At 63.4% G+C, this 19,561-nt stretch carries 21 protein-coding genes; 5 read left to right on the forward strand and 16 right to left on the reverse strand.

Annotation, left to right across the window (positions count from 1 at the left end):
- Positions 1-5: 5 nt before the first annotated feature.
- The 14 genes from ACL9RI_RS02970 to ACL9RI_RS03035 all read right to left on the reverse strand — a co-directional run bounded on the left by ACL9RI_RS02970 (position 6) and on the right by ACL9RI_RS03035 (position 11,668).
- On the reverse strand, positions 6-1,796 hold the full coding sequence (locus ACL9RI_RS02970; RefSeq protein ID WP_422725088.1) for a type II and III secretion system protein family protein: 1,791 nt from the start codon (positions 1,794-1,796) through the stop codon (positions 6-8).
- A 31-nt stretch (positions 1,797-1,827) separates the two neighbouring features.
- A complete protein-coding gene (gene cpaB, locus ACL9RI_RS02975) occupies positions 1,828-2,655 on the reverse strand; it encodes a Flp pilus assembly protein CpaB (RefSeq protein WP_422725089.1) in 828 nt (275 codons plus the stop codon).
- A complete protein-coding gene (locus tag ACL9RI_RS02980; RefSeq protein ID WP_422725090.1) occupies positions 2,652-3,998 on the reverse strand; it encodes an ATP-binding protein in 1,347 nt (448 codons plus the stop codon). The genes cpaB and ACL9RI_RS02980 overlap by 4 nt, the downstream gene beginning before the upstream one ends.
- A 34-nt stretch (positions 3,999-4,032) precedes the next feature.
- The gene (locus tag ACL9RI_RS02985) at positions 4,033-4,653 is read right to left on the reverse strand and encodes a methyltransferase family protein (protein ID WP_422725091.1); all 621 of its coding nucleotides are present in this window, start codon (positions 4,651-4,653) and stop codon (positions 4,033-4,035) included.
- A gap of 28 nt (positions 4,654-4,681) precedes the next feature.
- Positions 4,682-5,269: an A24 family peptidase gene (locus ACL9RI_RS02990; RefSeq protein WP_422725092.1), complete on the reverse strand. Its 588-nt coding sequence runs from the start codon at positions 5,267-5,269 to the stop codon at positions 4,682-4,684.
- 4 nt (positions 5,270-5,273) lie between these two features.
- Positions 5,274-6,335 carry a phosphatase PAP2 family protein gene (locus ACL9RI_RS02995; protein ID WP_422725093.1) on the reverse strand — a complete coding sequence of 354 codons (1,062 nt, stop codon included), beginning with the start codon at positions 6,333-6,335 and terminating at the stop codon, positions 5,274-5,276.
- On the reverse strand, positions 6,332-6,505 hold the full coding sequence (locus tag ACL9RI_RS03000; RefSeq protein ID WP_422725094.1) for a Flp family type IVb pilin: 174 nt from the start codon (positions 6,503-6,505) through the stop codon (positions 6,332-6,334). Before ACL9RI_RS03000 ends, ACL9RI_RS02995 begins: the two co-directional genes overlap by 4 nt.
- 77 nt (positions 6,506-6,582) lie before the next feature.
- Entirely contained in the window at positions 6,583-6,756 is a 174-nt protein-coding gene (locus ACL9RI_RS03005; RefSeq protein ID WP_422725095.1) for a Flp family type IVb pilin, read from the reverse strand.
- Positions 6,757-6,814: 58 nt separating this feature from the next.
- Complete coding sequence (locus ACL9RI_RS03010; RefSeq protein ID WP_422725096.1) at positions 6,815-6,961, reverse strand: hypothetical protein; 147 nt, start codon at positions 6,959-6,961, stop codon at positions 6,815-6,817.
- A 194-nt stretch (positions 6,962-7,155) separates the two neighbouring features.
- The gene (locus tag ACL9RI_RS03015; RefSeq protein ID WP_422725097.1) at positions 7,156-7,839 is read right to left on the reverse strand and encodes a response regulator; all 684 of its coding nucleotides are present in this window, start codon (positions 7,837-7,839) and stop codon (positions 7,156-7,158) included.
- A 14-nt stretch (positions 7,840-7,853) separates the two neighbouring features.
- On the reverse strand, positions 7,854-9,521 hold the full coding sequence (locus ACL9RI_RS03020) for a sensor histidine kinase (protein ID WP_422725098.1): 1,668 nt from the start codon (positions 9,519-9,521) through the stop codon (positions 7,854-7,856).
- Positions 9,522-9,700: 179 nt separating this feature from the next.
- Positions 9,701-10,660 (reverse strand): diguanylate cyclase, encoded by a 960-nt coding sequence (locus ACL9RI_RS03025; RefSeq protein WP_422725099.1) that lies wholly within the window; start codon positions 10,658-10,660, stop codon positions 9,701-9,703.
- Positions 10,661-10,674: 14 nt separating this feature from the next.
- The gene (locus ACL9RI_RS03030; RefSeq protein WP_422725100.1) at positions 10,675-11,298 is read right to left on the reverse strand and encodes a chemotaxis protein CheC; all 624 of its coding nucleotides are present in this window, start codon (positions 11,296-11,298) and stop codon (positions 10,675-10,677) included.
- Position 11,299: 1 nt separating this feature from the next.
- Entirely contained in the window at positions 11,300-11,668 is a 369-nt protein-coding gene (locus ACL9RI_RS03035) for a response regulator (RefSeq protein WP_422725101.1), read from the reverse strand.
- A 219-nt stretch (positions 11,669-11,887) separates the two neighbouring features.
- Here ACL9RI_RS03035 and rpiA point away from each other — a divergent pair, with 219 nt between their 5' ends.
- Positions 11,888-12,565, forward strand: coding sequence for a ribose-5-phosphate isomerase RpiA (gene rpiA / locus ACL9RI_RS03040; RefSeq protein WP_422725102.1), 678 nt, complete (start codon positions 11,888-11,890; stop codon positions 12,563-12,565).
- A gap of 13 nt (positions 12,566-12,578) precedes the next feature.
- Here the strand turns inward: rpiA and ACL9RI_RS03045 are convergent, their stop codons facing one another.
- The gene (locus ACL9RI_RS03045; protein WP_422725103.1) at positions 12,579-13,505 is read right to left on the reverse strand and encodes an SIS domain-containing protein; all 927 of its coding nucleotides are present in this window, start codon (positions 13,503-13,505) and stop codon (positions 12,579-12,581) included.
- Positions 13,506-13,563: 58 nt separating this feature from the next.
- Complete coding sequence (locus tag ACL9RI_RS03050) at positions 13,564-14,985, reverse strand: FAD-binding oxidoreductase (protein ID WP_422725104.1); 1,422 nt, start codon at positions 14,983-14,985, stop codon at positions 13,564-13,566.
- 221 nt (positions 14,986-15,206) lie between these two features.
- Between ACL9RI_RS03050 and ACL9RI_RS03055 the strand changes: the two genes are divergently transcribed.
- The 4 genes from ACL9RI_RS03055 (at position 15,207) to ACL9RI_RS03070 (ending at position 19,550) form a co-directional block, all read left to right on the forward strand.
- Positions 15,207-15,854, forward strand: coding sequence for a glucose-6-phosphate isomerase (locus ACL9RI_RS03055; RefSeq protein ID WP_422725105.1), 648 nt, complete (start codon positions 15,207-15,209; stop codon positions 15,852-15,854).
- A complete protein-coding gene (locus ACL9RI_RS03060) occupies positions 15,851-16,822 on the forward strand; it encodes a shikimate dehydrogenase family protein (protein ID WP_422725106.1) in 972 nt (323 codons plus the stop codon). Before ACL9RI_RS03055 ends, ACL9RI_RS03060 begins: the two co-directional genes overlap by 4 nt.
- Before the next feature lie 82 nt (positions 16,823-16,904).
- The gene (locus ACL9RI_RS03065) at positions 16,905-17,933 is read left to right on the forward strand and encodes a substrate-binding domain-containing protein (protein WP_422725107.1); all 1,029 of its coding nucleotides are present in this window, start codon (positions 16,905-16,907) and stop codon (positions 17,931-17,933) included.
- 75 nt (positions 17,934-18,008) lie between these two features.
- Positions 18,009-19,550, forward strand: coding sequence for a sugar ABC transporter ATP-binding protein (locus ACL9RI_RS03070; RefSeq protein ID WP_422725108.1), 1,542 nt, complete (start codon positions 18,009-18,011; stop codon positions 19,548-19,550).
- Positions 19,551-19,561: the final 11 nt, after the last annotated feature.

Here is a 19,561-nt window from a genome sequence, read left to right on the forward strand (position 1 = left end):
TGCTCCTATTTGAGATCGTCGGCAACGTTGACCGGTGGCGTGGCCATATCGGCTTTGGGAACGGCGCGGTATTGCGGCACGCTGTCGGCCATCACTGCGGGTGCAGGTGCTGGCATTGGCACGGGGATGGCGGGTGCGGTGGCAGGCGCCAGCGAGACCGGAACTGGCGCCGGCATGGGCATCGGTGCCGGCGCTGGCGCTGCTACCGGTGCCGGTGCGGTGGCCACTGCCTTGCCTTCCATTTTTCCTCCCAGCATCATGTCGCCGCGCGTGGGTTCCACATACGGATCGGTGGGCAATTTGTAGTCGGGCGGCAGCGGTTTGACCAGGTGCGGCGTGATGATGAAGACCAGCTCCGTGCGGTCCGTCTGGAAGTCCGTGCTGCGGAACAGCGCACCCAGCACGGGCACTTCGCCCAAGCCCGGCAAGGCCTTGATATTGCTGGTCACATTGTTCTTGATCAAGCCGCCGATGGCGAAGCTCTGGCCATCGAGCAGTTGCACCGTGGTGGTGGCGCGCCGCGTGGTAAACGAGGGCAGGATGGCGGTGGCCGTGCTGCCGGTGGTGGTGATGCCGATGCCTTCCTTGTTCAGGTCGGATACTTCCGGCGCCACCTTCAGGTTGATGCGTCCGCCATCGAGCACGGTCGGCGTGAATTTCACGGCGATGCCGAATTCTTTTTCTTCCAGCGTAATGGTGGGGATGCCGCCATTGTTGGTCTGGCTGACGGGGATGAAAATCTTGCCACCGGCCAGGAAACTGGCTTCCTGCCCGCTGATGGCCATGATGTTGGGTTCGGCCAGCACCTTGATCAAGCCATCGTGCTTCTGGGCATCGAGGCCCAGGAAGTTGCCGTTGCGGCTGTTGCTGGCGCCTATGCTGCTGGGGTTGTTGCTCAGCAGATTGGAGAGGATCGAATAAGTCCAGCCGCCGATGGTCTTGCTCAGGCCCAGGTTGGCGCCCAGCTGGTCGACCAGGGTTTTTGATACTTCCGCCACTTTGACTTCCAGCATCACCTGCTGCGGTGCGGCGATCGAGAGCAGATTGATCACGCGCGGCGAGGCCGATGGCCCGCCGGAAGGATCGGGAGCGGCGCTGGCCGTGACGGCGGCAGGCGGCGCGCCCGCGGTGGCGCCAGCGGCCGGACGCGAACCACGCTGTGCATAGGCATTCGCCAGCGACACGGCCTGGTCGGCCTTGACGACGTCGCTGACCATGCCTGTCAGGATCAGGGTGTCGCCCGCCACTGTCACGTGCAAGTCTTTTTCAGTCGGCAGCAGTTCGGCCAGGCGCGCCTGCAGCAGGCTGCAATCGATGCTGACGGCCAGGTCGATGATGGTTGCTTCATTGCTGCGATTCCAGACGATCAGATTGGTCGTGCCCACGGATTTGCCCAGTAAATACACATCGGTGGTATTGAGCAGGATCACGTCGGCGATGCGCGGATCGCCCACCGAGACGCGCGCCACGGGAAACGGCAGGTGCATCAGGGTCGACTTGCCCTCGGCCAGGGCCATGTTCCTGGCCATGTCGGCATGGCCGCCGGCGTTGTCCAGCATGGCTTGCTGCGGCATGGCTTTCATGCGCGGCGTGCGGCGCACCATCTTGGGCGGCGTGGCGGCCGGTGCTGCCGCCGCTGCCGCCCCCGGTGGTGTCGGCGACAGGCCGGGCGAAGCGGCCGGCGCGGCCGTGTCGGCATGGGCTGCCGGGACCAGTACGCCGATGGCGGCGATGGCGAGGGCCATGCGCAGGATGCGGCTCGCGTTTGCTGTGCTCTGATTGCTCATGGTACTCATGGCATGCTCCTCGTAGTACGGATCGGGTTATTCAGAATTGTTGGGAACTGCGGTCCAGTCCCTTGATGACGTCGACTTGCGGTCCGGCTGGCGCTTGCGCCACGCGGCGGCGCACCACAGGACGGGCCACCGGGGCCGGGGCGACCAGCTTGGCGTCGAGCAGGCTGACCTTGGTGGCGCCATCCGTGTTGACGGGCTTGTCCTCGATCTGGTTGCGCAGCACCAGCGACAAGGTGCCCACGCTGCGCGCCAGGTCCAGTTTTTCAGCCTGCTCGGGCGTCAGCTCCAGCGTGACGGCGTTGACCACCTTGGGCTTGGTGTCGTCGCGGTTCGATTCCTGGGCGATGGCCAGTACCAGTATGCGTTCGAGCACGATCTTCGAGATGCTGGGATCGCGGCCGCTGCCGTTCTTGGCCATGTCGTCCTGGGTGTTGACCAGGATGTCGACGTAATTGCCGGGCAGGGCGAAGCCGGCCACCCCCACCACGTCATTGACGCGCACCGTCATGGCCCGCTTGCCTTCGCCGACGACGGCCGACAAGCCGCCTTGCGTGCCCGGCGGCGCCAGCTTGCTGTCGAGGATGGCTTCGCCATGCTGGATGCTGGTGCGCGTGACGCGCGCATCGAGCAGCTTGGCGTCGTTGATGGCGCCGGGCGGCAAGGCGTTGGCGGGCCAGTCCACCATGCGCACCATCTCGGGCGAGATGCGCGCGCCCAGGCTGATATCGACCAGTGCGACTGCCACCTTGTTGGTATTGCCCGAGGCCTGGGCGTTGATCCAGCGCGCGGCCACGATGACAGCCACGAACGCCAGGATGACCGCGAAGGCCATCATCGTTATAGCGCGTGTGTTTCTCATTTTGATACTCCTTCATGCTGGACCACAGCCGGTCCGTTCTGGATGCCGTCGCTGCCATCGGCGGTGCCGAAATAGTTATCCCACGCCCAGCGCAGGGTCTTGATCTCCAGCCGTGGCGGACGGCTGTCATAGCGCGCCACATCGCAAAGCTGGGCCAGGATGTCGCGTGGGTAGCAGGCCAGCAGCGGCCGTCCATGCTGGCCGTGCAGCTGCAGCAGGGAGTCGTAGGCGGCATGGTTGAATTCCATGCCGAACTGCTGGCAGACATGGCGGAACACGGTTTCGTACTGCTGGCCGTTCAAGGCGCCGACATGGATCTTGTAGCCTATCCTGCGCAAGAAAGAGTCATCGGCCAGGTGCTGCGGCGCCATGTTCGAGGAAAACACCACGATCACGTCGAAGGGCACGGGGAACTTGTAACCGGTATGCAGCGACAGGTAATCGACGCGGCGCGCCATCGGCACGATCCAGCGGTTCATCAGTTCCACCGGCGAACAGCGCTGGCGGCCCAGGTCATCGATGATGAAGATGCCGTTGTTGGCTTTTAAGTGCGGCGGCGCCTGGTACAGGCGCGAGCCGGGATCGAATTGCAGGTCCAGCATGTCGAGCGTCAGTTCGCCGCCCGTCAGCACGGTGGGGCGCAGCGCGCGCACCCAGCGCGGGTCGGGCGGCACGGGCGCCTCGCTGGCCAGGGTGTGCAGCATGGGATCGAGAAAGGGCAGCACTTCGCCATCGACCATCACCGCATACGGCAGGGCGATGGCGCCGCTGAGCAAGCCATGCAGGCGTTCGGCCAGGTAGGTCTTGCCGCTGCCGGCCGGACCATGCAGGAATAGCGCGCGGCCTGAATTCATGGCACAGCCCAGCTGGTCCAGTATCTGGGGACTGACAACCACTTCGCCGAACTGCAGTTGCACGATGTCGCGCGTGACCTGCATGCGCGCCACGCTTTGCGCCTGGACCTGGGCGCTGTAGTCGGCCAGGGTGACGGGCGCCGGGCCGCAGTAGGCATTGCGTCGCAGGTAGTCGGCAGCGCGCAGCCTGCCCTGGTCGACCAGGTGGTAATACAGGTCGGCGTCGGTGCCGCTGTTGCCGTTGCGCTGGACTTCGCACAGTTTTTCGGCGCGCATGAAGGCCAGCAGCGGTTCGAGCACGCCGGCCCCCAGCTTGACATGGGCCGACAGTGCGGGCAGGCCGATCTGGCCGCGCTGGAAGATGACCTTCATCAGCAATTCCACGAGAAACAGGAAGGGCAGGCCGGTGTCGGCCACGTTGCGCGGTGCGCGCATGGCGGCGGGCATGACGCTGCCGTCCGCTGGCGCTTCTGGATAATTGTCGGGCATGATGGTTGCTCCTTGTTCCCGGGCTGGTGTGGAGTTAGAAAACCAGGGGCAGCAAGCGGTATTTCACTTGCCGCATATACACGCGGTAGCGCACGTCGGCCGCCAGGAAGCGCTCTTCGCGCAGTAGCCGCGCCACCAGCATCAGCATGGCCAGCGTGTACACCACGCCATTGCCCGGCGAGGCGTTGGTCAGCAGGTAGGCGCTCGACGAGACCATATAGCTGGCATACACGGGATGGCGTACCAGGCGGTACATGCCGCCCGTCTTGATGGCGCGCTGCGCCGCCACCAGGCCGAAGCTGCGGTTCAGCGACAGCAGGCCGGCGATCTGCAGCAGGCTGCCGATGGCCAGCAGGTAGCGCGCCCCTGGCCAGATCGCCATGTCGGAGGGCGAAAAGAAAAACGGCGCGAAGGTGGCGGCGATGGCCAGTAGCCAGTCGCGGCTATCGGCCGAGACGCTGACGGGGGCCGAGCGGACGATGAAGAACAGGGCGGCCAGGGTTTCAGCGCTGCAGAACAGCAGGTAGCTCCAGTCGCCGCCACGCAGGAAGGCGAGCACGTGGGCGCTGGCGAAGATGCCCCACAGGCAGGCCATGGCGAGGCCGGTAAGGACGCTGGTGCGCCGCGAGGCGAGCAGATTGGCGAAGGTTTCCATGATCGTGTCCGTGAGTGAGGGGCGCGTGTCAGCGCCAGAGCCACAGGTGGTGGTAATTGAAAAACAGCTGCAGGCTGGTGCCGCTGGCGATGGCGAAGGCGTAGGCCAGCCTGCCGGTACTGGCCGGTGGTTCGGCGATGCTGGCGGGGCCGCCGGCCATGCTGGTCAGCAGGGCGGACAGCAGCATGGCATACGTGTTTTTCAAGACCAGCCGCAAACGGCGTCCGGCCAGGGCGGCGGCAAGGGCCAGCACGCCGCCGCTCAGCAAGGTCAGCAGGACGGCTTCCAGCGTGGCTTGCGGTCCCAGGAAGGCGCCGCACATGGCCATCAGCTTGACATCGCCAGCGCCCAGGGCGCGCAGCAGGTACATGGGCAGCAGCAAGGCCAGTCCGATGGCGCCGCCGGCCAGCGATGGCAACAGGCCCAGGCCGCCAAACGGTTCTTCGAACAGTCCGGCGCCAGGGGAAAGGCTGGCATGCAGTGCGATGCCAGCCAGGGTTCCCAGCAGCACCAGGCCATTCGGGATGCGGCGCGTGCGCAAGTCATGCCACAGGGCCGCGCCCAGCAGGGCGGCCAGTAGGGCCAGGCACAGCAGCATGGGCAGCGGGAGCGGCATGATGTCAGCCCTCCCTTGCCAGGCCAGGGGCCATGTTCAGCGGTATGGCCGCTGCACCGCTACGCAGCTGCAAGGCCCTGCCGACCAGTTGCCAGATCAGCGCCGCACCGGCCGCACCCACATAGCCGTCCAGCGCATAGTGCCAGCCCAGGTGGATGGAGCCGAGCATGATCAGCACGGCAAACAGGGAGAGGGCGATGCCGGCGGCGCGGTTGACGCGCCAGCCCAGCAGCGCCATCAGCATGGCCGTGGCGACATGGATGCTGGGCATGGCCGAGATGCCCAGTTCGCCCCGTGCGCCCTGGCTTAGATAGCCTTGCCACAGCATGTCCTGCACCGGCAGCGCCCAGACGGGGACTTGCTGACTGGCCGTGTGCAGATACGCCATCAGGGGGGCATACGGATTTGCGCTGTAGAAGTGGCCGTAGTAGCACGGACCGACGGAAGAGAACAGCACGGCCACGACGCTGCCCAGCACGATGCAGCTCAGTACAAAGCTCAGCAGGAATTGCATGCGCAGCTGGGGCCGGCGGATATCGAGGAACTGCCAGTACAACACGCTGTACAGCAACAGGAACCACAGGTGATACGTGAAATTGAGCAGGCACGTGACCCAGGGATGGCCCAGCAGTGGCTGCAGCCATAGCCAGGGCGCCTGGCCGCCGTGCAGGGCGATATCCCAGCCAGAAAGGCGGCTGTCCCAGGTGTAGGGATGCAGGCGGGGAATGGCGGCTTTGACGATGGTGAAGCTGGCCGTAAACAAGGGCGTGAGCAGCAGCACCGGCAGGGCGCGCAGCAGGCGGCCCTGGCCCAGGTAGCGGCACAGTTGCCGGTATAGGAACTGGCACAGGCGCGCCGGGCGCAGCATGGCCATGACATAGATCACGTAGCTGCACAGCAGCAGCACGGGGCCGAGCAGCAGGGCGGCGATGAAGCCGGCGAGGACATTGAAGATTTCAAATGGCGTCGGCAGGCGGCCCGCCAGTGCTGCGGCGATGCCTGCGTAGGGCAGCACGATCAGCAGCAGGGCGCGGTGCGCGCGCAGCGGGGCGGCCATGGTGTTCATGACAGTGCCAGGACCATCTGGTCCTTGACGTAAAGAAAAAGCTGCCCGACCTGTACCCCGAGCAGGCTAATGCTGGCCACCAGTACGATCGCCAGCAGGCCGGCCAGCAGCGCATATTCGATCGCTGTCACGGCGTTGTCTTCATGCAGGCAGGCGAGCAGGGATTTCATGGTGGATTCCAGTCAGCAGGGGGCGGTAGTGGCAGCCGGGCCGGCAGTGGCCAGCCCGGCGTCCGGGACGTCAGGCCTTAGCCATTAGCCGTGGTCAGGGCGGCACCGATCTTGCTGAAGGTGGTGTTCAACTGCGTACCGACAATTTTCACGGAAGCAATGATCACGACGGCGATCAGGGCGGCGATCAGGCCGTATTCAATGGCGGTAACGCCATCTTCTTCACGGATAAATTTCTTGATGAGGTTCATGACAGCTCCTAGAGGTAGTTGAGGTGCAGCGGTGGGTATAACGGCATTGCTGTCATGGTTAAGGACTTTCTCCCAGTGCCAGCAGCCCGATGATGCAAACCACCGCGACCAGTGCCGCGACCAGGGCATAGCGGTAGAACGTGGCCCTTTTCTTGCTCTGCAGATAAGCGGACAGTGATGCAGGAAGAAACTTGTCAGGGCGCATGCCGTGCTCCGTATCGTGGTGGACCGTGGCGCGTAATCTGCACTTCGGTAGTTCCACTATAGAGTTCGGCGTCTTGATCTACATCAGATGAACCTCCTCTTTTGACAAGGAGGATTCGTTGGTTTTTTCCATGACAATTGTCATGGGCCGAGCAGGAGGGGCGGCAGGGCGGGAAAGCGCAGACGAGCGGCGGCTCAGGCCGTGGGCGGTATCTCGCCCAGCTTGTGCTTGGTGGCGTAGGCGTACAGTTCCAGGCGGTTGTAGAGGCCCAGTTTGCGGTAGATCGCGGTCAGGTGGTTGCGCAGGGTATGCTCGGAAATGAACAGCTGCTCGGCCAGCTGGCGGGTTGGCGTGCCGCTACCGTAGACCAGGGCGGCGATGACTTTTCTTTCCTTCGAGGTCAGCGTGCCGATCGCGCTCGCTTGCGCCGCGCCGCCACCCGGCTGGGTCAGCTGGGTCAGCATGCGCCCCAGCATGGCTTGCTCCATCCATAACTCGCCGTGATACACCTTTTCGATGGCCTTGAGCACCATGTCGGCTGGTGCATCCTTGCTGATCACGCCGCGCGCGCCTTTTAAGACGGCCTCGTCCAGGATGGCCTGGTCATGGCTGGCCGTCAGCACCAGGATGCGTGCGTTGCTGCGCTGGGCCAGCAGTGGCAGGATGGCCAGCGAACTGACGCCGCCCAGGTCGAGATCGAGCACGATGACGTCGGGCGAGAACGTCGCCGCCAGTGCCAGCGCTTCGGCGCTGTCCGAGGCCATGGCGACCACTTGCATGCCGGTCTGTTCGCCGCCGATCAGCCGCTCCAGTCCCCACAGCATGGTCCGGTGGTCGTCCACCAGCATCACCTTGATAGCTGGGCGGGCGGAAGTCATGGCATGCGCTGGATTCATATCGGGATCTCGATCTGCACGGAAGTGTGGCCCAGGATGTTATGGGTGACGCGCGCTCCGCCCCCCAGCGCGGCAGCCCGTTCAGCCAGCGAGTCGGGCAGGAAGTCGGGCACATGGGTGGCCGCGCATTCATTGTCTATGCTGATATGCAACGCTCCGTGGATGCAGGCCAGCGTGATGACGCCGTGGCGCGCACTGGTATGCTTGCGGATATTGCTCATGCCTTCGTTGACGATCTGAAAGACCTCTGCTGCCAGGCGATCGTTGATATGCAATTCGCCTTCTACCTTCAGCACAATGTCGATGCCATAGAATTCGCGGATCTGGCTTGCCTGGCGCCGCAGGGCGAGCAGTAATTCCGGTTCGCTTTGCACCAGGCCATTCTTGAAAGTCCGTGCATAGCTGCGCAAGTCGGCGATCACCTGGCCCGACATGTCGATCAGTTTTTCCAGCGCCGGCAACAGCGGGTTGCCCGGACCGGCCTCGTTGCGCAGGGCGGCCAGGCCATGGCGCAGGCCGATATACGGCTGGATGGCCGTGTCATGCAGGTCGCGGGCGATTTTTTCGCGTTCGCGCGAGGCCGCCTGTGACGCCAGCCTGTCGAGCAGGTCGATATTTTCAATCACGGGAAAGGCCTGCGCCCCGATGTGGCTGAGGAAAAGGGCGTCGGTCTTGCTCAGGCTGGTAGAAGAAACCAGGTACAGACGGCCTTTTCCGTTGCGCAATGGCAAAGGAGCGCTGATGAAGGAATGGGCTTCCAGCAGTTCTGCCAGGCCGGCCCCAGCTGCCGCGTCATACCGCAGCCAGCGTCCGCTGTCCGTCTCCAGCATGCGGGCACCGCCCAACCAGGGCAACCATGGGAACGGTGGCTGGTTGTAGAGCACGATTTTGTCTGGCGGAAACCCCAGCAGGGGACTGGCCGCCTCGTTGTTCAGGATAGCCTGCGTGTTGACGACTTCCTTTCCTGTACACAAGGTGCTCCGTAGCGACCAGTTCGCTTGATCCTTGTCCTGCATCACCAGCAGGCAACTGCGGCCGTTGAAATAGCTGCGTGTTTTTTCCAGTACCGAATTGATAGTCTGTTCGACGCCAAAGCGGGGATTCGATAACAGGCTGACGTCGCGCAGCAGGGCCAGGTGGCTGCGCTGGGTGATGGCGGAGCCGCCCCAGTAGGCGATCATGTAACCGAGCGCCAGCAAGAAAGTGGTGCGCAGCAGCAGGCGCGACAGTTCTACTTCCGTCTCGCCCAGCAGTGCCGTGGCGGCGAACAGGCCGGCCGACGCCAGCGTGATGCGGGCGCCTTCCTCGAAGCCGCGCTGGAACGACGAGGTCAGAATGGCAAAGAAGAAAAACAGGAAGAACAGATTGCTGTGCCGGGTAGTGGAAAAGACGATCAGCGCGTACCACCCCACATCAAGCCAGTACAGCAGCATGTCTTGCGGCAGGGTGACGCCCAGCAAGGCAAGAATGTACAGCAGCAGGCTGTGCAGGGTGTAGGCAGAAAAGATGAGCCAGGTAACCTTGCTCAGGTTGCCAACGCTTTCCGGATCGACGAACAGTGTCAGCAAGGTTGCGCCGGACAGCAGCAAGCGCATGCCATTGACCATGGCCGTATCCATGCCGGCGCCCGGCAAGCCGGACTTGAGAGGAGGATCGAGGTTCACAAGCACTCCTGGCGGCGTCCGCGCCGGCATGGAACCGGCGCATGAATGGATACCGCAGATAAATTCTTGTTGTTCTTATTCCAATAGATGAAGTCTACGCACCTGCCGCCAGTATGTCTACTGGAATTGCGCGTGGATGTTGCTGGCCAGGGACCCTGCTGGGCAAAGGCCGGGACAGGTCAGGCGGCTTGCACCGTCACCCGGTTGCGGCCCGAGCGTTTTGCCAGGTACAGCGCGCGGTCGGCGGCGCCGATCAGGGCGGCGATGTCCAGCGGCTGGTGTGGCAGATGCGTATGCTGGGTGGCGATGCCGATGCTGACCGTGATGTGCTTGACATCGTTGCCCGTCTTTTCATGCGGGATGCGCAGCTCGGCTGCCCGCTGGCGTATCGCTTCGGCCATTTGCAGCGCCTGCGCGGCATCGGTGTCGGGCAGGATGGCGGCAAACTCTTCGCCGCCATAGCGGGCCAGCAGGTCGGTCGGGCGCTGCAGCATGGCGGCCAGCTCGGCGGCGACCTGGATCAGGCAGCCGTCACCCTGCTGGTGGCCGTAATGGTCGTTATAGTCCTTGAAATGGTCGATATCGATCATCAGCAGCGACAGCGGGCTGCTGTTGCGCATGGCGCGCCGCATTTCCCGCTCGATGGCCACGTCGAAATGGCGGCGGTTGGCGATGCCCGTCAGGCCGTCCGAGAAGGTTTGCGAGCGCAGCACCATCGTCTGTTCGCGCAGCAATTTTTCACGGCCCACGGCGATGGTGACGTCGTTGATCTGGATCAAACAATGACGTGGCGAGCCGGGCAGGTTGATGGGCGTGACGGCGATCGCCTGCTGCATGCGTTCCTGCGACCCGTGCGGGTACAGGGCGAACGGCGCCTTGTGCAGGGTTTGCGACAGCAGCGACTGGAAATTGTCGCGCAGGGCCTGGCGGATGGCCGAGGCGATGCGCTTGTGCTGGAGCTCGGGAAAGACCTCGAAAAAGTCGCGGCCCAGCACGGTCTCTGCCGACCATTCGGAATGGCGCGCCATCCAGTGGTTCCACAGCACGATGCGGCCCGTCTCGTCGAGCACGATGGCGCCCAGGTTGACGGCGCCGATGATGCTTTCAAGCAAACTCAATCGATGTGCGGCGTCCGGCATGATGTTCACACCTGTCACGCCTGTCCCAGGGCCTTGGCCAGATAGCGGCTGACCTGTTCTTTCAGGTCATGCAGGGCGGACAGGTCGAGCACAAAAGCGACATAACCGTGGATCTGGTGTTTGGCCAGCACGAAATCGATATGCAGCATCAGCACCACGGCGTCGTTCTGGCCGCCGAACGAGGACATGATCTGTGCGCTGGTGCCCACGTGGTACAGCGGCAGCGAGCCATGCAGTTCGCTGTCGAACAGGTTGGCCAGCGTGCCCACGCAGGAATTGAGGATGATGTTGCCGATTTCGCTCATCGCCTCCTGTTCCATCTCCGTCAGCTCCTGCAGCGGCACGCTGTCGCCCACCATCAGGCGCACGATTTCCAGGCTTTTATCTTCCGGGAACATCAGGATGGCTTCGGTGGCGAAGGCGCCATCGTAATGCTGGCTGACGCCGCAGATGCGCTCGCCATCCTTCTTGCTGCCCAGCAGGGCGGCCGCATCGGCGCGATTCAGGAAAGTGATGGAAGGCACCGACATCGTGACTTCTTCATTGACGATTTCGCTCATCGCGGCCGCAGCATGGCCGACCCCGATATTGAAGATCTCTACCAGCGCATCATTCTCGAGTTCGGACAGGTTGACCATGCTAGGCGCCCAGCGAGTCGATCAGCTGATGGATGCGGGTTTCGGTGATCGGTTTTTCCATGAAGCCGACTTTCAGCTCGCTGGCGCGGTTGCGGATGGCGTTTTGCACATTGGCAGTGACGAGGAAGATATGCGTGTGCGGATACAGCGCGCGCAATTGTTCCGCCGTCGCCACGCCGCCGATGCCGGGCATGTTAACGTCGAGCAAAATCAGGTAAGGGCTGATCGCCTTGGCCTTTTCCAGTGCCTCTTCCCCCGTTGCTGCTTCAGTGACCTGCCAGTCGGCATGTTTGCTGAGAATGAACTGGTGTGCCATCAAACGTGAAACCCGGCTGTCATCGACAACAAGTACCTGTTTACTGTGATCCATGTGGTGTTCCTGAAGCGTCATATGCTGTGAATAGTGGCATTTTCGCATATTTTGACGTACATCCAGAGGAATTGGCCAATAAATTGCTTCAAAGCAAATTATTTTAAATTTCCTTGTTGTTACAAAATGAACGTGGCGGACGGCATGGGCGGCGCAAGGACGGTTTGCAGTACGCCCATGCTTTAAAATAGCGGCATTCCCACCTCAGCCTTTTATGCCATGACCCAAGACGAATTGAAGCAAGCCGTAGCCCGCGCCGCCATCCAGTATGTAGTGGCCGATGAAATTATCGGTGTCGGCACCGGTTCCACCGCCAATTTTTTCATCGATGAACTGGCCCGTATCAAGCACACCATCAAGGGCGCCGTCGCCTCGTCCGAAGCGACCGCTGCCCGCCTGGCCGGCCACGGCATTCCCGTGTTCGACCTGAACGATGTGGCCTCGATCGCCGTCTACATCGATGGCGCCGACGAAATCACGGCCAGCGGCGCCATGATCAAGGGCGGCGGCGCGGCATTGACGCGTGAAAAAATCGTCGCGTCCGTATCGAAACAGTTCGTTTGCATCGCCGACGGCTCCAAGCTGGTCGATACTTTGGGCGCCTTCCCGCTACCGGTCGAAGTGGTGCCGATGGCGCGCGCCGCCGTGTCGCGCCAGCTGGCCACGCTGGGCGGCACGCCGCGCCTGCGCCTGAAGCCAGGCAGCGATCAAGCATTTATTACCGACAATGGCGGCGAGATCATCGATGTGCTGGGCCTTAAAATTGCCGACCCGGTGGCGCTGGAGCAGCAGATCAACCAGATCGTCGGCGTGATCGCCGTCGGCCTGTTCGCCGTGCGCGGCGCCAATGTGTGCCTGCTGGGCACCGCAGAAGGCGTGCGCACGCTGGCTTACTAACATCAGGTCAGCATCACAGCGCTGCGTGCGAGCGGATATCGGCCAGCTGTTTTTTCATCTCGCTGATGTCGCGCGCGTGCCCATCGCCGCGGCGCAGCGCCACGCTGACCGATAAAATATCGATCACCACCAGCGCCGACAGGCGTGAAATCGTCGGCGTATATAAATCCGTGTTGTCGAGCGACTCGGCAATCAGCGCCACGTCGGCATGCTGGCAGATCGGGCTGAGCGAGCCTGTCAGCACGATCACCTTCGCACCCCTCTCTTTGGCAATGCGCGTCATCTCGATCAGCGAGGCAGTGGTGCCCGTGTTCGAGATGGCGAACATCACATCGCCCGCGCGCAGCATCGAAGCGGTGATCAACTGCTGGTGCGAATCCTGGCTGGCCCCGCAGGGCACGCCAAACAGGGGAAACTTCTGCTGCGCGTCGAGCGCCACGATGCCCGAGGCGCCAAAGCCGAAGAACTCGATGCGCGCCGCCGTCGCCAGCAATCCCACGGCCCTGTCGATGGCGTCGGGATCGAGGCTGTTGCGGGTGCGGTCCAGGCTCGTCACCGTAAAATCAAACAGCTTTCCCGTGATGCTGCGCGGCGTGTCGTCGAACGACAGCGCCGCGTGCGTGGCCGGCATGCCCAGCACCAGGCTTTGCGCCAGGCGGATCTTCAGGTCGCGAAAACCGCTGCAGCCGACCGTGGTGCAAAAACGCAGCACGGTCGGTTCGCTCAGTTCGGCCTGGCGCGCCAGGTCGGCCAGGTTGGCGTCGACCACGAAGCGCGGCTGGGCCAGGATGAATTCGGCCAGCTGGCGGCTGCCCCGGCGCAGGTTGGGCAAGGCCCGCGTAATGACGTCAAGGATGTTGCGGGTAGCGTCGGTCGCAGCGCCTTTGTGTGGCGCCGTTTCCGCTGGCGTGCGGCCGCTGTCGGCGTCTGCTGTGGACATCGGGATCTTTCCAGTACTGAGTATTGTTGAACTGCTATTGTAAGTGCTGGCAGTCGAATTAAACCAGCAGCTTGCCCGGGTTGAGCAGCCATAAGGGATCGAGCGCCAGTTTGATGGCCCGCATGGTCGCCAGGTCGGCCGGCGAGCGCGTCAGGCCCAGCACGCGCAGCTTCTTGCTGCCGATGCCGTGTTCGGCCGACACGGAACCGTCCATTTCTCCCGTAATCCCATACACCACATCCTGTACTTCGCGCGCGGCACTGGCCGGCCAGTCCGGTTCATGCACGACGATATGCAGGTTGCCATCGCCCAGATGGCCGTAAATCAGGATGGTCGCATGCGGCCACCTGGCGCGCAAGGCCGCCTCGCAGCGTTCGGCCGCCAGGCCCACGTCGGCGATGGCAAAGCTGACATCGAACGAGACGCGTCCGGGGATGAAGCGCGGATATTCGCCGGGCGCGTCGCGGATGGCCCAGAACGCCAGTGCGTCGGACTCCGTGGCGGCCAGCGCGGCGTCGTCGAGGATGCCGTCTTCCAGCTGCTGGCCAAGAAAAGCCTCGAACGCTTCGGCCTGGCGCACGGGATCGGCGCCGCTGCTTTCCAGCAGCACGTAATAGGCGTGGCGGCCGGCCAGCGGCGCGCGCAGTTCCGGCATGCGCGAGGTGACGAAGTCGTGATAGCCGGGCCACATCACCTCGAAGGCGGACACGCCGGCCGGCAGGCTGGCCTGCGCGCGCGACAGCAGGGTGGTCACGGCCTGGTAGCTGGGCAAGCCGCAAAAGGCGGTGGACACGGCTTGCGGTTTCGGGCGCAGGCGCAGCACCGCGCGCGTGATGACGCCCAGCGTGCCTTCGCTGCCGATCAGCAGGTTGCGCAAGTCGTAGCCGGTATTGTTCTTGATCATGCGGTGCTGGCCGCCGATCACGCTGCCGTCGGCCAGCACGGCCTCGATGTCGAGTACCTGCTCGCGCATCATGCCGTATTTGATGACGCGGTTGCCGCCCGCATTCGTCGCCAGGTTGCCGCCGATGGTGCAACTGCCGCGCGCGCCCAGGTCGAGCGGGAACAGGAAACCCGCGTCGTCGGCCGCCGTCTGCACGGTTTGCAGCGGCGTGCCGGCCAGCACCGTCATGGTGCCGGAGATGGTATCGATGGACTCGATGCCCTGCATCAGTTCCAGGCTCAGGGCGATTTCGCCGCCGTGCAGGCAGGCGCCGCCCGTCAAGCCCGTCAAGCCGCCTTGCGTCACCACCGGCTGGCGATGTTCGTGGCAGATGCGCATGATCTGCGCCACCTGTTCGGTAGTGCGCGGACGCGCCAGCGCCAGCGGTTCGGCGCACGGCATGCGGCTCCAGTCGGCGTGCTTGCGGCCGGAAAATTCCTGCGGCAGCAGGATCACCTCGGGGCCCAGCGCGGCGCGCAGGGCAGTTACGGCGGCGCCATCGCCAACAGGAGCGGGGGAAACAGTGTGTGTCGTCATCGGGATTCCTTGGATGTGTTGCGCCGGAATGCCTGGCGGGCAGGGGCGGAATAGCGCCAGATTAGTACATACAACAACGTTAGTCCAGCTATCTTTATTGTGCATCGCAATAAGAATTAAATCCGAAAACTTGCTTGACAGTGGTTTATTTGAGTCATAACATTAGTCTCGCTAACGTTGTTTGAGGCAATGTTCAACACTTACGGGGAGAATGAATAATGATGATGTGGTCTGAACCTCGCCGTTTCGAGGTCGACGTCGATGCCGGCCTGATGCAAGGCAGCGGCACGCGCTACCAGAAACGCCTGCAAGACCTGCATGGCCTGTACGCCGATGGCGCGGCCTTTGACGCGCGGCTGGCCAGCCAGGGCCAGGAGGTGGTGTACGACGTCACGGATTTCCGTCCCAGCAGTTCGCCGGGCGACCTGATCACGGGCGTTACCCGCATGAGCCCGGGCAAGATCGGCGACGAGTTCTACCTGACGCGCGGCCATGTGCACGCCATCATCGACCGCCCGGAACTGTATTACGGCCTGAAGGGCAAGGGCCTGATGCTGATGGAGTCGCCCGACGGCGAAACGCGCATCATTGAAATTGGCCCCAACACGGCTTGCTACGTGGCGCCGCACTGGATACACCGCTCGGTCAACGTGGGCGATGAAGACTTCGTCATGCTGTTTTGCTATCCAGCCGATTCGGGCCAGGACTACGGCATCATCGAGCGTTCGCAAGGCATGAAGCTGCGCATCGTCGACGACGGCGCCGGCGGCTGGCGCAGCGTGGAAAACCCTGCTTATACGGGCCGCTCCGAAGCGGACGTGCTGGCGCTGCTGGCGCGCGGCGGCATTGGCAGCGAGGTGGCGGCATGACGACGTTTGCCAACAGCACGCTGACGCCGGCCCTGCGCCCCACGTTTTACTTTATCGGCGTGACCACCGCGCAAAGCTCGATCATGAAGGTCTTCCCGCAATGGGCCAGGCACCTGGGCCTGGGCGACGTGGATATCAAGGGCATCGATTTTCCTCCGCATGCGCCGGCCGCAGCCTACCGCGAGACGGTGCACTTCCTGAAGCACGATCCGCTGTCGGTCGGCGCGCTGGTCACCACCCACAAGATCGACCTGTATGCGGCCTGCCGCGACCTGTTCGACGAGATCGACGACTTTGCCCTGCTGATGGGCGAGACCAGCTGCCTGTCCAAGCGCGGCGGCAAATTCATTTGCCACGCCAAGGACCAGATTACGTCGGGCCTGGCGCTCGATGGCTTCTTGCCGCCGCAGCATTTCGCCACCACCGGCGCCGAAGTATTTTCCATGGGCGCGGGCGGTTCGACCATTGCGCTGACCCTGCACCTGATGCAGCGCGAACGCGGTAATAACCGCCCATCGAAAGTGATCGTCTCGAACCGCTCGCAGCACCGCCTCGATGAAATCGAACGTATCCACCGCGAGCTGGACCTGGGCATCGATTGCGAATACGTGGTCACGGAAACGCCGGAACAGAATGACGCCGTCTTGCGGCGCCTGTCGCCGGGCGCACTGGTGATCAACGCCACGGGCCTGGGCAAGGATGCGCCGGGCTCGCCGCTCAGCGATGCGGCCATCTTCCCGCCGCAAGCCATCGCCTGGGACTTGAACTATCGCGGCAAGCTGGTGTTCCTGGACCAGGCGCGCCGCCAGCAGCAGGAGCGCGCCATGCAGGTCGAGGACGGCTGGACGTATTTCATCTACGGCTGGACGCGCGTGATTGCCGAAGTGTTTGATATCGGCATCCCGACCGGCGGGCCGGCATTCGACACCATCTGCCGGATCGCGGCAGAGGCGGGCAAGCCCGCCTGAAAATGAAGCAAGCAGTGAGCAGTGAGCAGAGAGAGTAGCTAATTCCCCCAACGACTTTTATAACAAATAACGGAGACTACGCATGAACCACCAAAAACGCACCCTGGGCCGCATCGCGCTCACCACCGTTGCCGCCGCCGGCGCCCGCCGCTGGCTCGGCATGGCCGCCACGGCGGTCGTCCTCGTCACGTCCGGCTCGGCGCTGGCCGACGCACCGGCCAAATTCAAGATCGGCGTGTCGATGAAGACCATCTCGGCGCCGTATTTCGCGGCGCAGATGGAAGCGGTCAAGGCGCGCGGCAAGGAACTCGGTTATGAAGTCATCAGCACCGATGGCCAGGGCAAGCTGCAAAAGCAGATCTCCGACGTGGAAGACCTGGTCACGCGCGGCGTCAAGCTGCTGATCATCAATCCGGCCGATCCGGAAGGCATGGTCAACGCCGTCAACAACGCTACCGCGCGCGGCGTGAAGGTGATCGTGATCGACAGCGCGCTGAGCCCGAAAGCCAATTACGTCACGCAGGTGACGTCGTCGAACAGCGCCAACGGCGCGCTGGTCGGCAACTGGGTGATCGACCAGACCGGCAACAAGCCATTGAAGATCGCGCTGATCTCGGGCGAAAAGGGCAATCCGGTCGGCCAGGACCGCCGCATGGGCGTGATGGCCGGCATGCTCGAAGCGCAGCTGCGCAAGTTCGGCAAGGCCGATGTCACCGTGGTGGGCCAGGGCTGGGGTAACTGGAACGATGAGGGCGGCCTGAAGGCGATGGAAGACCTGCTGGTGGCGAACAAGGATTTTAATGTCGTCCTGTCCGAAAATGACAGCATGCTGCTCGGTGCGCGCCGCGCCATCGAAAGCGCGAAACGCCAGGGCATCCTGCTGGTCGCTGCGGCCGATGGCCAGAAGGAAGCGCTGGCTTTGATCAAGGCGGGCAAGTATGGCGTCACGGGCTTGAATGATCCTGCGCTGGTGGCGAAAACGGCGGTCGACCTGGGTATCAAGGTAGTGCGCGGCGAAGTGAAGGATGTGCCGAAGAATACCTATACGGCGCCGGCTGCGATCACCAAGGAAAACGTCGACAAGTTCTACAACCCGAAATCGGTGTTCTGAGTTCGCGTTGTTGGCAGTACCTGCGCGCCGCGAGGCTGCGGCGTGCAGTTCCAATCATTATAAATGGAGGCAACCTTGACAGCATTCTTATCGCTGGAAGGCGTCGGCAAGCATTTCGGCGGCGTGTATGCCCTGCATGCCGTCAATTTCGAGGTGCGCGCCGGCGAAGTACATGCGCTGGTCGGGGAAAATGGCGCAGGCAAGTCCACCTTGATGAAAATCATCGCCGGCAACCACCAGCCGGATGCAGGCAGGCTGCGCCAGAACGGCGAGGTGGTGCGCTTTCGCAGCCCGCGCGAGGCGCTGGGCCAGGGTGTCGCCCTGATCCACCAGGAGACGGCGCTGGTGCCGGACCTGACGGTGGCCGAAAACGTCATGCTGTGCCAGTTGCCGGGACTGATACGCTGGGCCGGCATGTTCGAGCGCGCGCGTGGCCTGATCCAGAGCCTGGGCTTCGAGATCGATCCGACGGCGCTGGTGTCGAGCTTGTCGGCCGCGCAGCGCCAGGTGGTGGAAATCGCCAAGGCCCTGAGCCTGGACGTGAAACTGCTGGTGCTCGACGAGCCGACGGCGTCGCTCGCGCCCAGCGACGCCGAGCGCCTGCTGGGCATCGTGCGGGCGCTGCGCGAACGCGGCGTGGGCATCGTCTATATTTCGCACCGCCTCGATGAAGTGTTCAATATCGCCGACCGCATCACCGTGCTGAAGGACGGCTCCGTGGTCGATACCGTCACTCCCGATGCCATCAGCATGGATGGCCTGATACGCCTGATGGTGGGCCGTCCGCTCGACGCCCTGTTCCCGCGCCGCGAAAACGTGGCCATCGGCCCGGTGGTGCTCGACGTGGAAGGCCTGGGCCGGCGCGGCGCCGTGCATGGCGCCAGCTTGCAGGTGAAGGCCGGCGAAGTGGTGGGCCTGGGCGGCTTGATCGGCTCCGGACGCAGCGAACTGGTACGGCTGATCTTTGGCGCCGACCGCGCCGACACGGGCAAGGTGCGCATCGACGGCAAGAACGTCACGCCGAAAAACAGCGGGCAAGCCGTGCGCGCCGGCATCGGCCTGGTGCCGGAAGACCGCAAGGGGCAGGGCGCCGTCTTGTCCATGTCGATCCGCATCAATTCGACCATGGCGCGCCTGTCCGACGTGTCGCACTGGTTTGGCGGCCTGCGCCTGGCGCATGAAAAACGCACGGTGGCCGACCTGATGGCGCGGCTGCGCATCAAGGCGCGCGACATGCATGCCGACGTTTCCACCCTCTCGGGCGGCAACCAGCAGAAAGTGGTGCTGGCCAAGTGGTTCCACGCGCAGGGCAAGGTCATCATCCTCGACGAACCGACGCGCGGCGTGGACGTGGGCGCCAAGGTGGAAATCTACACCCTGATCAACGACCTGGCCGCGCAGGGCATGGCCGTGCTGGTGGTGTCGTCGGACCACAATGAACTGATCGGCCTGTGCGACCGTATCCTGGTGATGGGTTCCGGCCATTTGCGCGGCGAGCTGCAGGGCGCCGACTTCAGCGAAGAAAACATCGTCTCCATGTCGCTGGGCCTGGGTATCGGGCAGGCGGCGCCAGCCCATCATGCCGCCGCCAATCACCCGCTGCCGTCCACCATTTAAAGAATCCATAT

The sequence above is a fragment of the Janthinobacterium sp. Mn2066 genome (assembly GCF_049319705.1).
Taxonomy (GTDB): domain Bacteria; phylum Pseudomonadota; class Gammaproteobacteria; order Burkholderiales; family Burkholderiaceae_D; genus Janthinobacterium.

Excerpts from the sequence above, each read along its gene's own strand:
- ACL9RI_RS03065 (WP_422725107.1), top strand. The coding sequence starts at position 16,905 with ATGAACCACCAAAAACGCACCCTGGGCCGCATCGCGCTCACCACCGTT.
- ACL9RI_RS03025 (WP_422725099.1), bottom strand. The coding sequence starts at position 10,660 with ATGCCGGACGCCGCACATCGATTGAGTTTGCTTGAAAGCATCATCGGC.
- ACL9RI_RS02990 (WP_422725092.1), bottom strand. The coding sequence starts at position 5,269 with ATGCCGCTCCCGCTGCCCATGCTGCTGTGCCTGGCCCTACTGGCCGCC.
- ACL9RI_RS03045 (WP_422725103.1), bottom strand. The coding sequence starts at position 13,505 with ATGTCCACAGCAGACGCCGACAGCGGCCGCACGCCAGCGGAAACGGCG.
- ACL9RI_RS03005 (WP_422725095.1), bottom strand. The coding sequence starts at position 6,756 with ATGAACCTCATCAAGAAATTTATCCGTGAAGAAGATGGCGTTACCGCC.
- ACL9RI_RS03000 (WP_422725094.1), bottom strand. The coding sequence starts at position 6,505 with ATGAAATCCCTGCTCGCCTGCCTGCATGAAGACAACGCCGTGACAGCG.
- cpaB (WP_422725089.1), bottom strand. The coding sequence starts at position 2,655 with ATGAGAAACACACGCGCTATAACGATGATGGCCTTCGCGGTCATCCTG.
- rpiA (WP_422725102.1), top strand. The coding sequence starts at position 11,888 with ATGACCCAAGACGAATTGAAGCAAGCCGTAGCCCGCGCCGCCATCCAG.
- ACL9RI_RS03050 (WP_422725104.1), bottom strand. The coding sequence starts at position 14,985 with ATGACGACACACACTGTTTCCCCCGCTCCTGTTGGCGATGGCGCCGCC.
- ACL9RI_RS03010 (WP_422725096.1), bottom strand. The coding sequence starts at position 6,961 with ATGCGCCCTGACAAGTTTCTTCCTGCATCACTGTCCGCTTATCTGCAG.
- ACL9RI_RS02985 (WP_422725091.1), bottom strand. The coding sequence starts at position 4,653 with ATGGAAACCTTCGCCAATCTGCTCGCCTCGCGGCGCACCAGCGTCCTT.
- ACL9RI_RS03030 (WP_422725100.1), bottom strand. The coding sequence starts at position 11,298 with ATGGTCAACCTGTCCGAACTCGAGAATGATGCGCTGGTAGAGATCTTC.
- ACL9RI_RS02995 (WP_422725093.1), bottom strand. The coding sequence starts at position 6,335 with ATGAACACCATGGCCGCCCCGCTGCGCGCGCACCGCGCCCTGCTGCTG.
- ACL9RI_RS03055 (WP_422725105.1), top strand. The coding sequence starts at position 15,207 with ATGATGTGGTCTGAACCTCGCCGTTTCGAGGTCGACGTCGATGCCGGC.
- ACL9RI_RS03015 (WP_422725097.1), bottom strand. The coding sequence starts at position 7,839 with ATGACTTCCGCCCGCCCAGCTATCAAGGTGATGCTGGTGGACGACCAC.
- ACL9RI_RS03035 (WP_422725101.1), bottom strand. The coding sequence starts at position 11,668 with ATGGATCACAGTAAACAGGTACTTGTTGTCGATGACAGCCGGGTTTCA.
- ACL9RI_RS02970 (WP_422725088.1), bottom strand. The coding sequence starts at position 1,796 with ATGAGTACCATGAGCAATCAGAGCACAGCAAACGCGAGCCGCATCCTG.
- ACL9RI_RS02980 (WP_422725090.1), bottom strand. The coding sequence starts at position 3,998 with ATGCCCGACAATTATCCAGAAGCGCCAGCGGACGGCAGCGTCATGCCC.
- ACL9RI_RS03060 (WP_422725106.1), top strand. The coding sequence starts at position 15,851 with ATGACGACGTTTGCCAACAGCACGCTGACGCCGGCCCTGCGCCCCACG.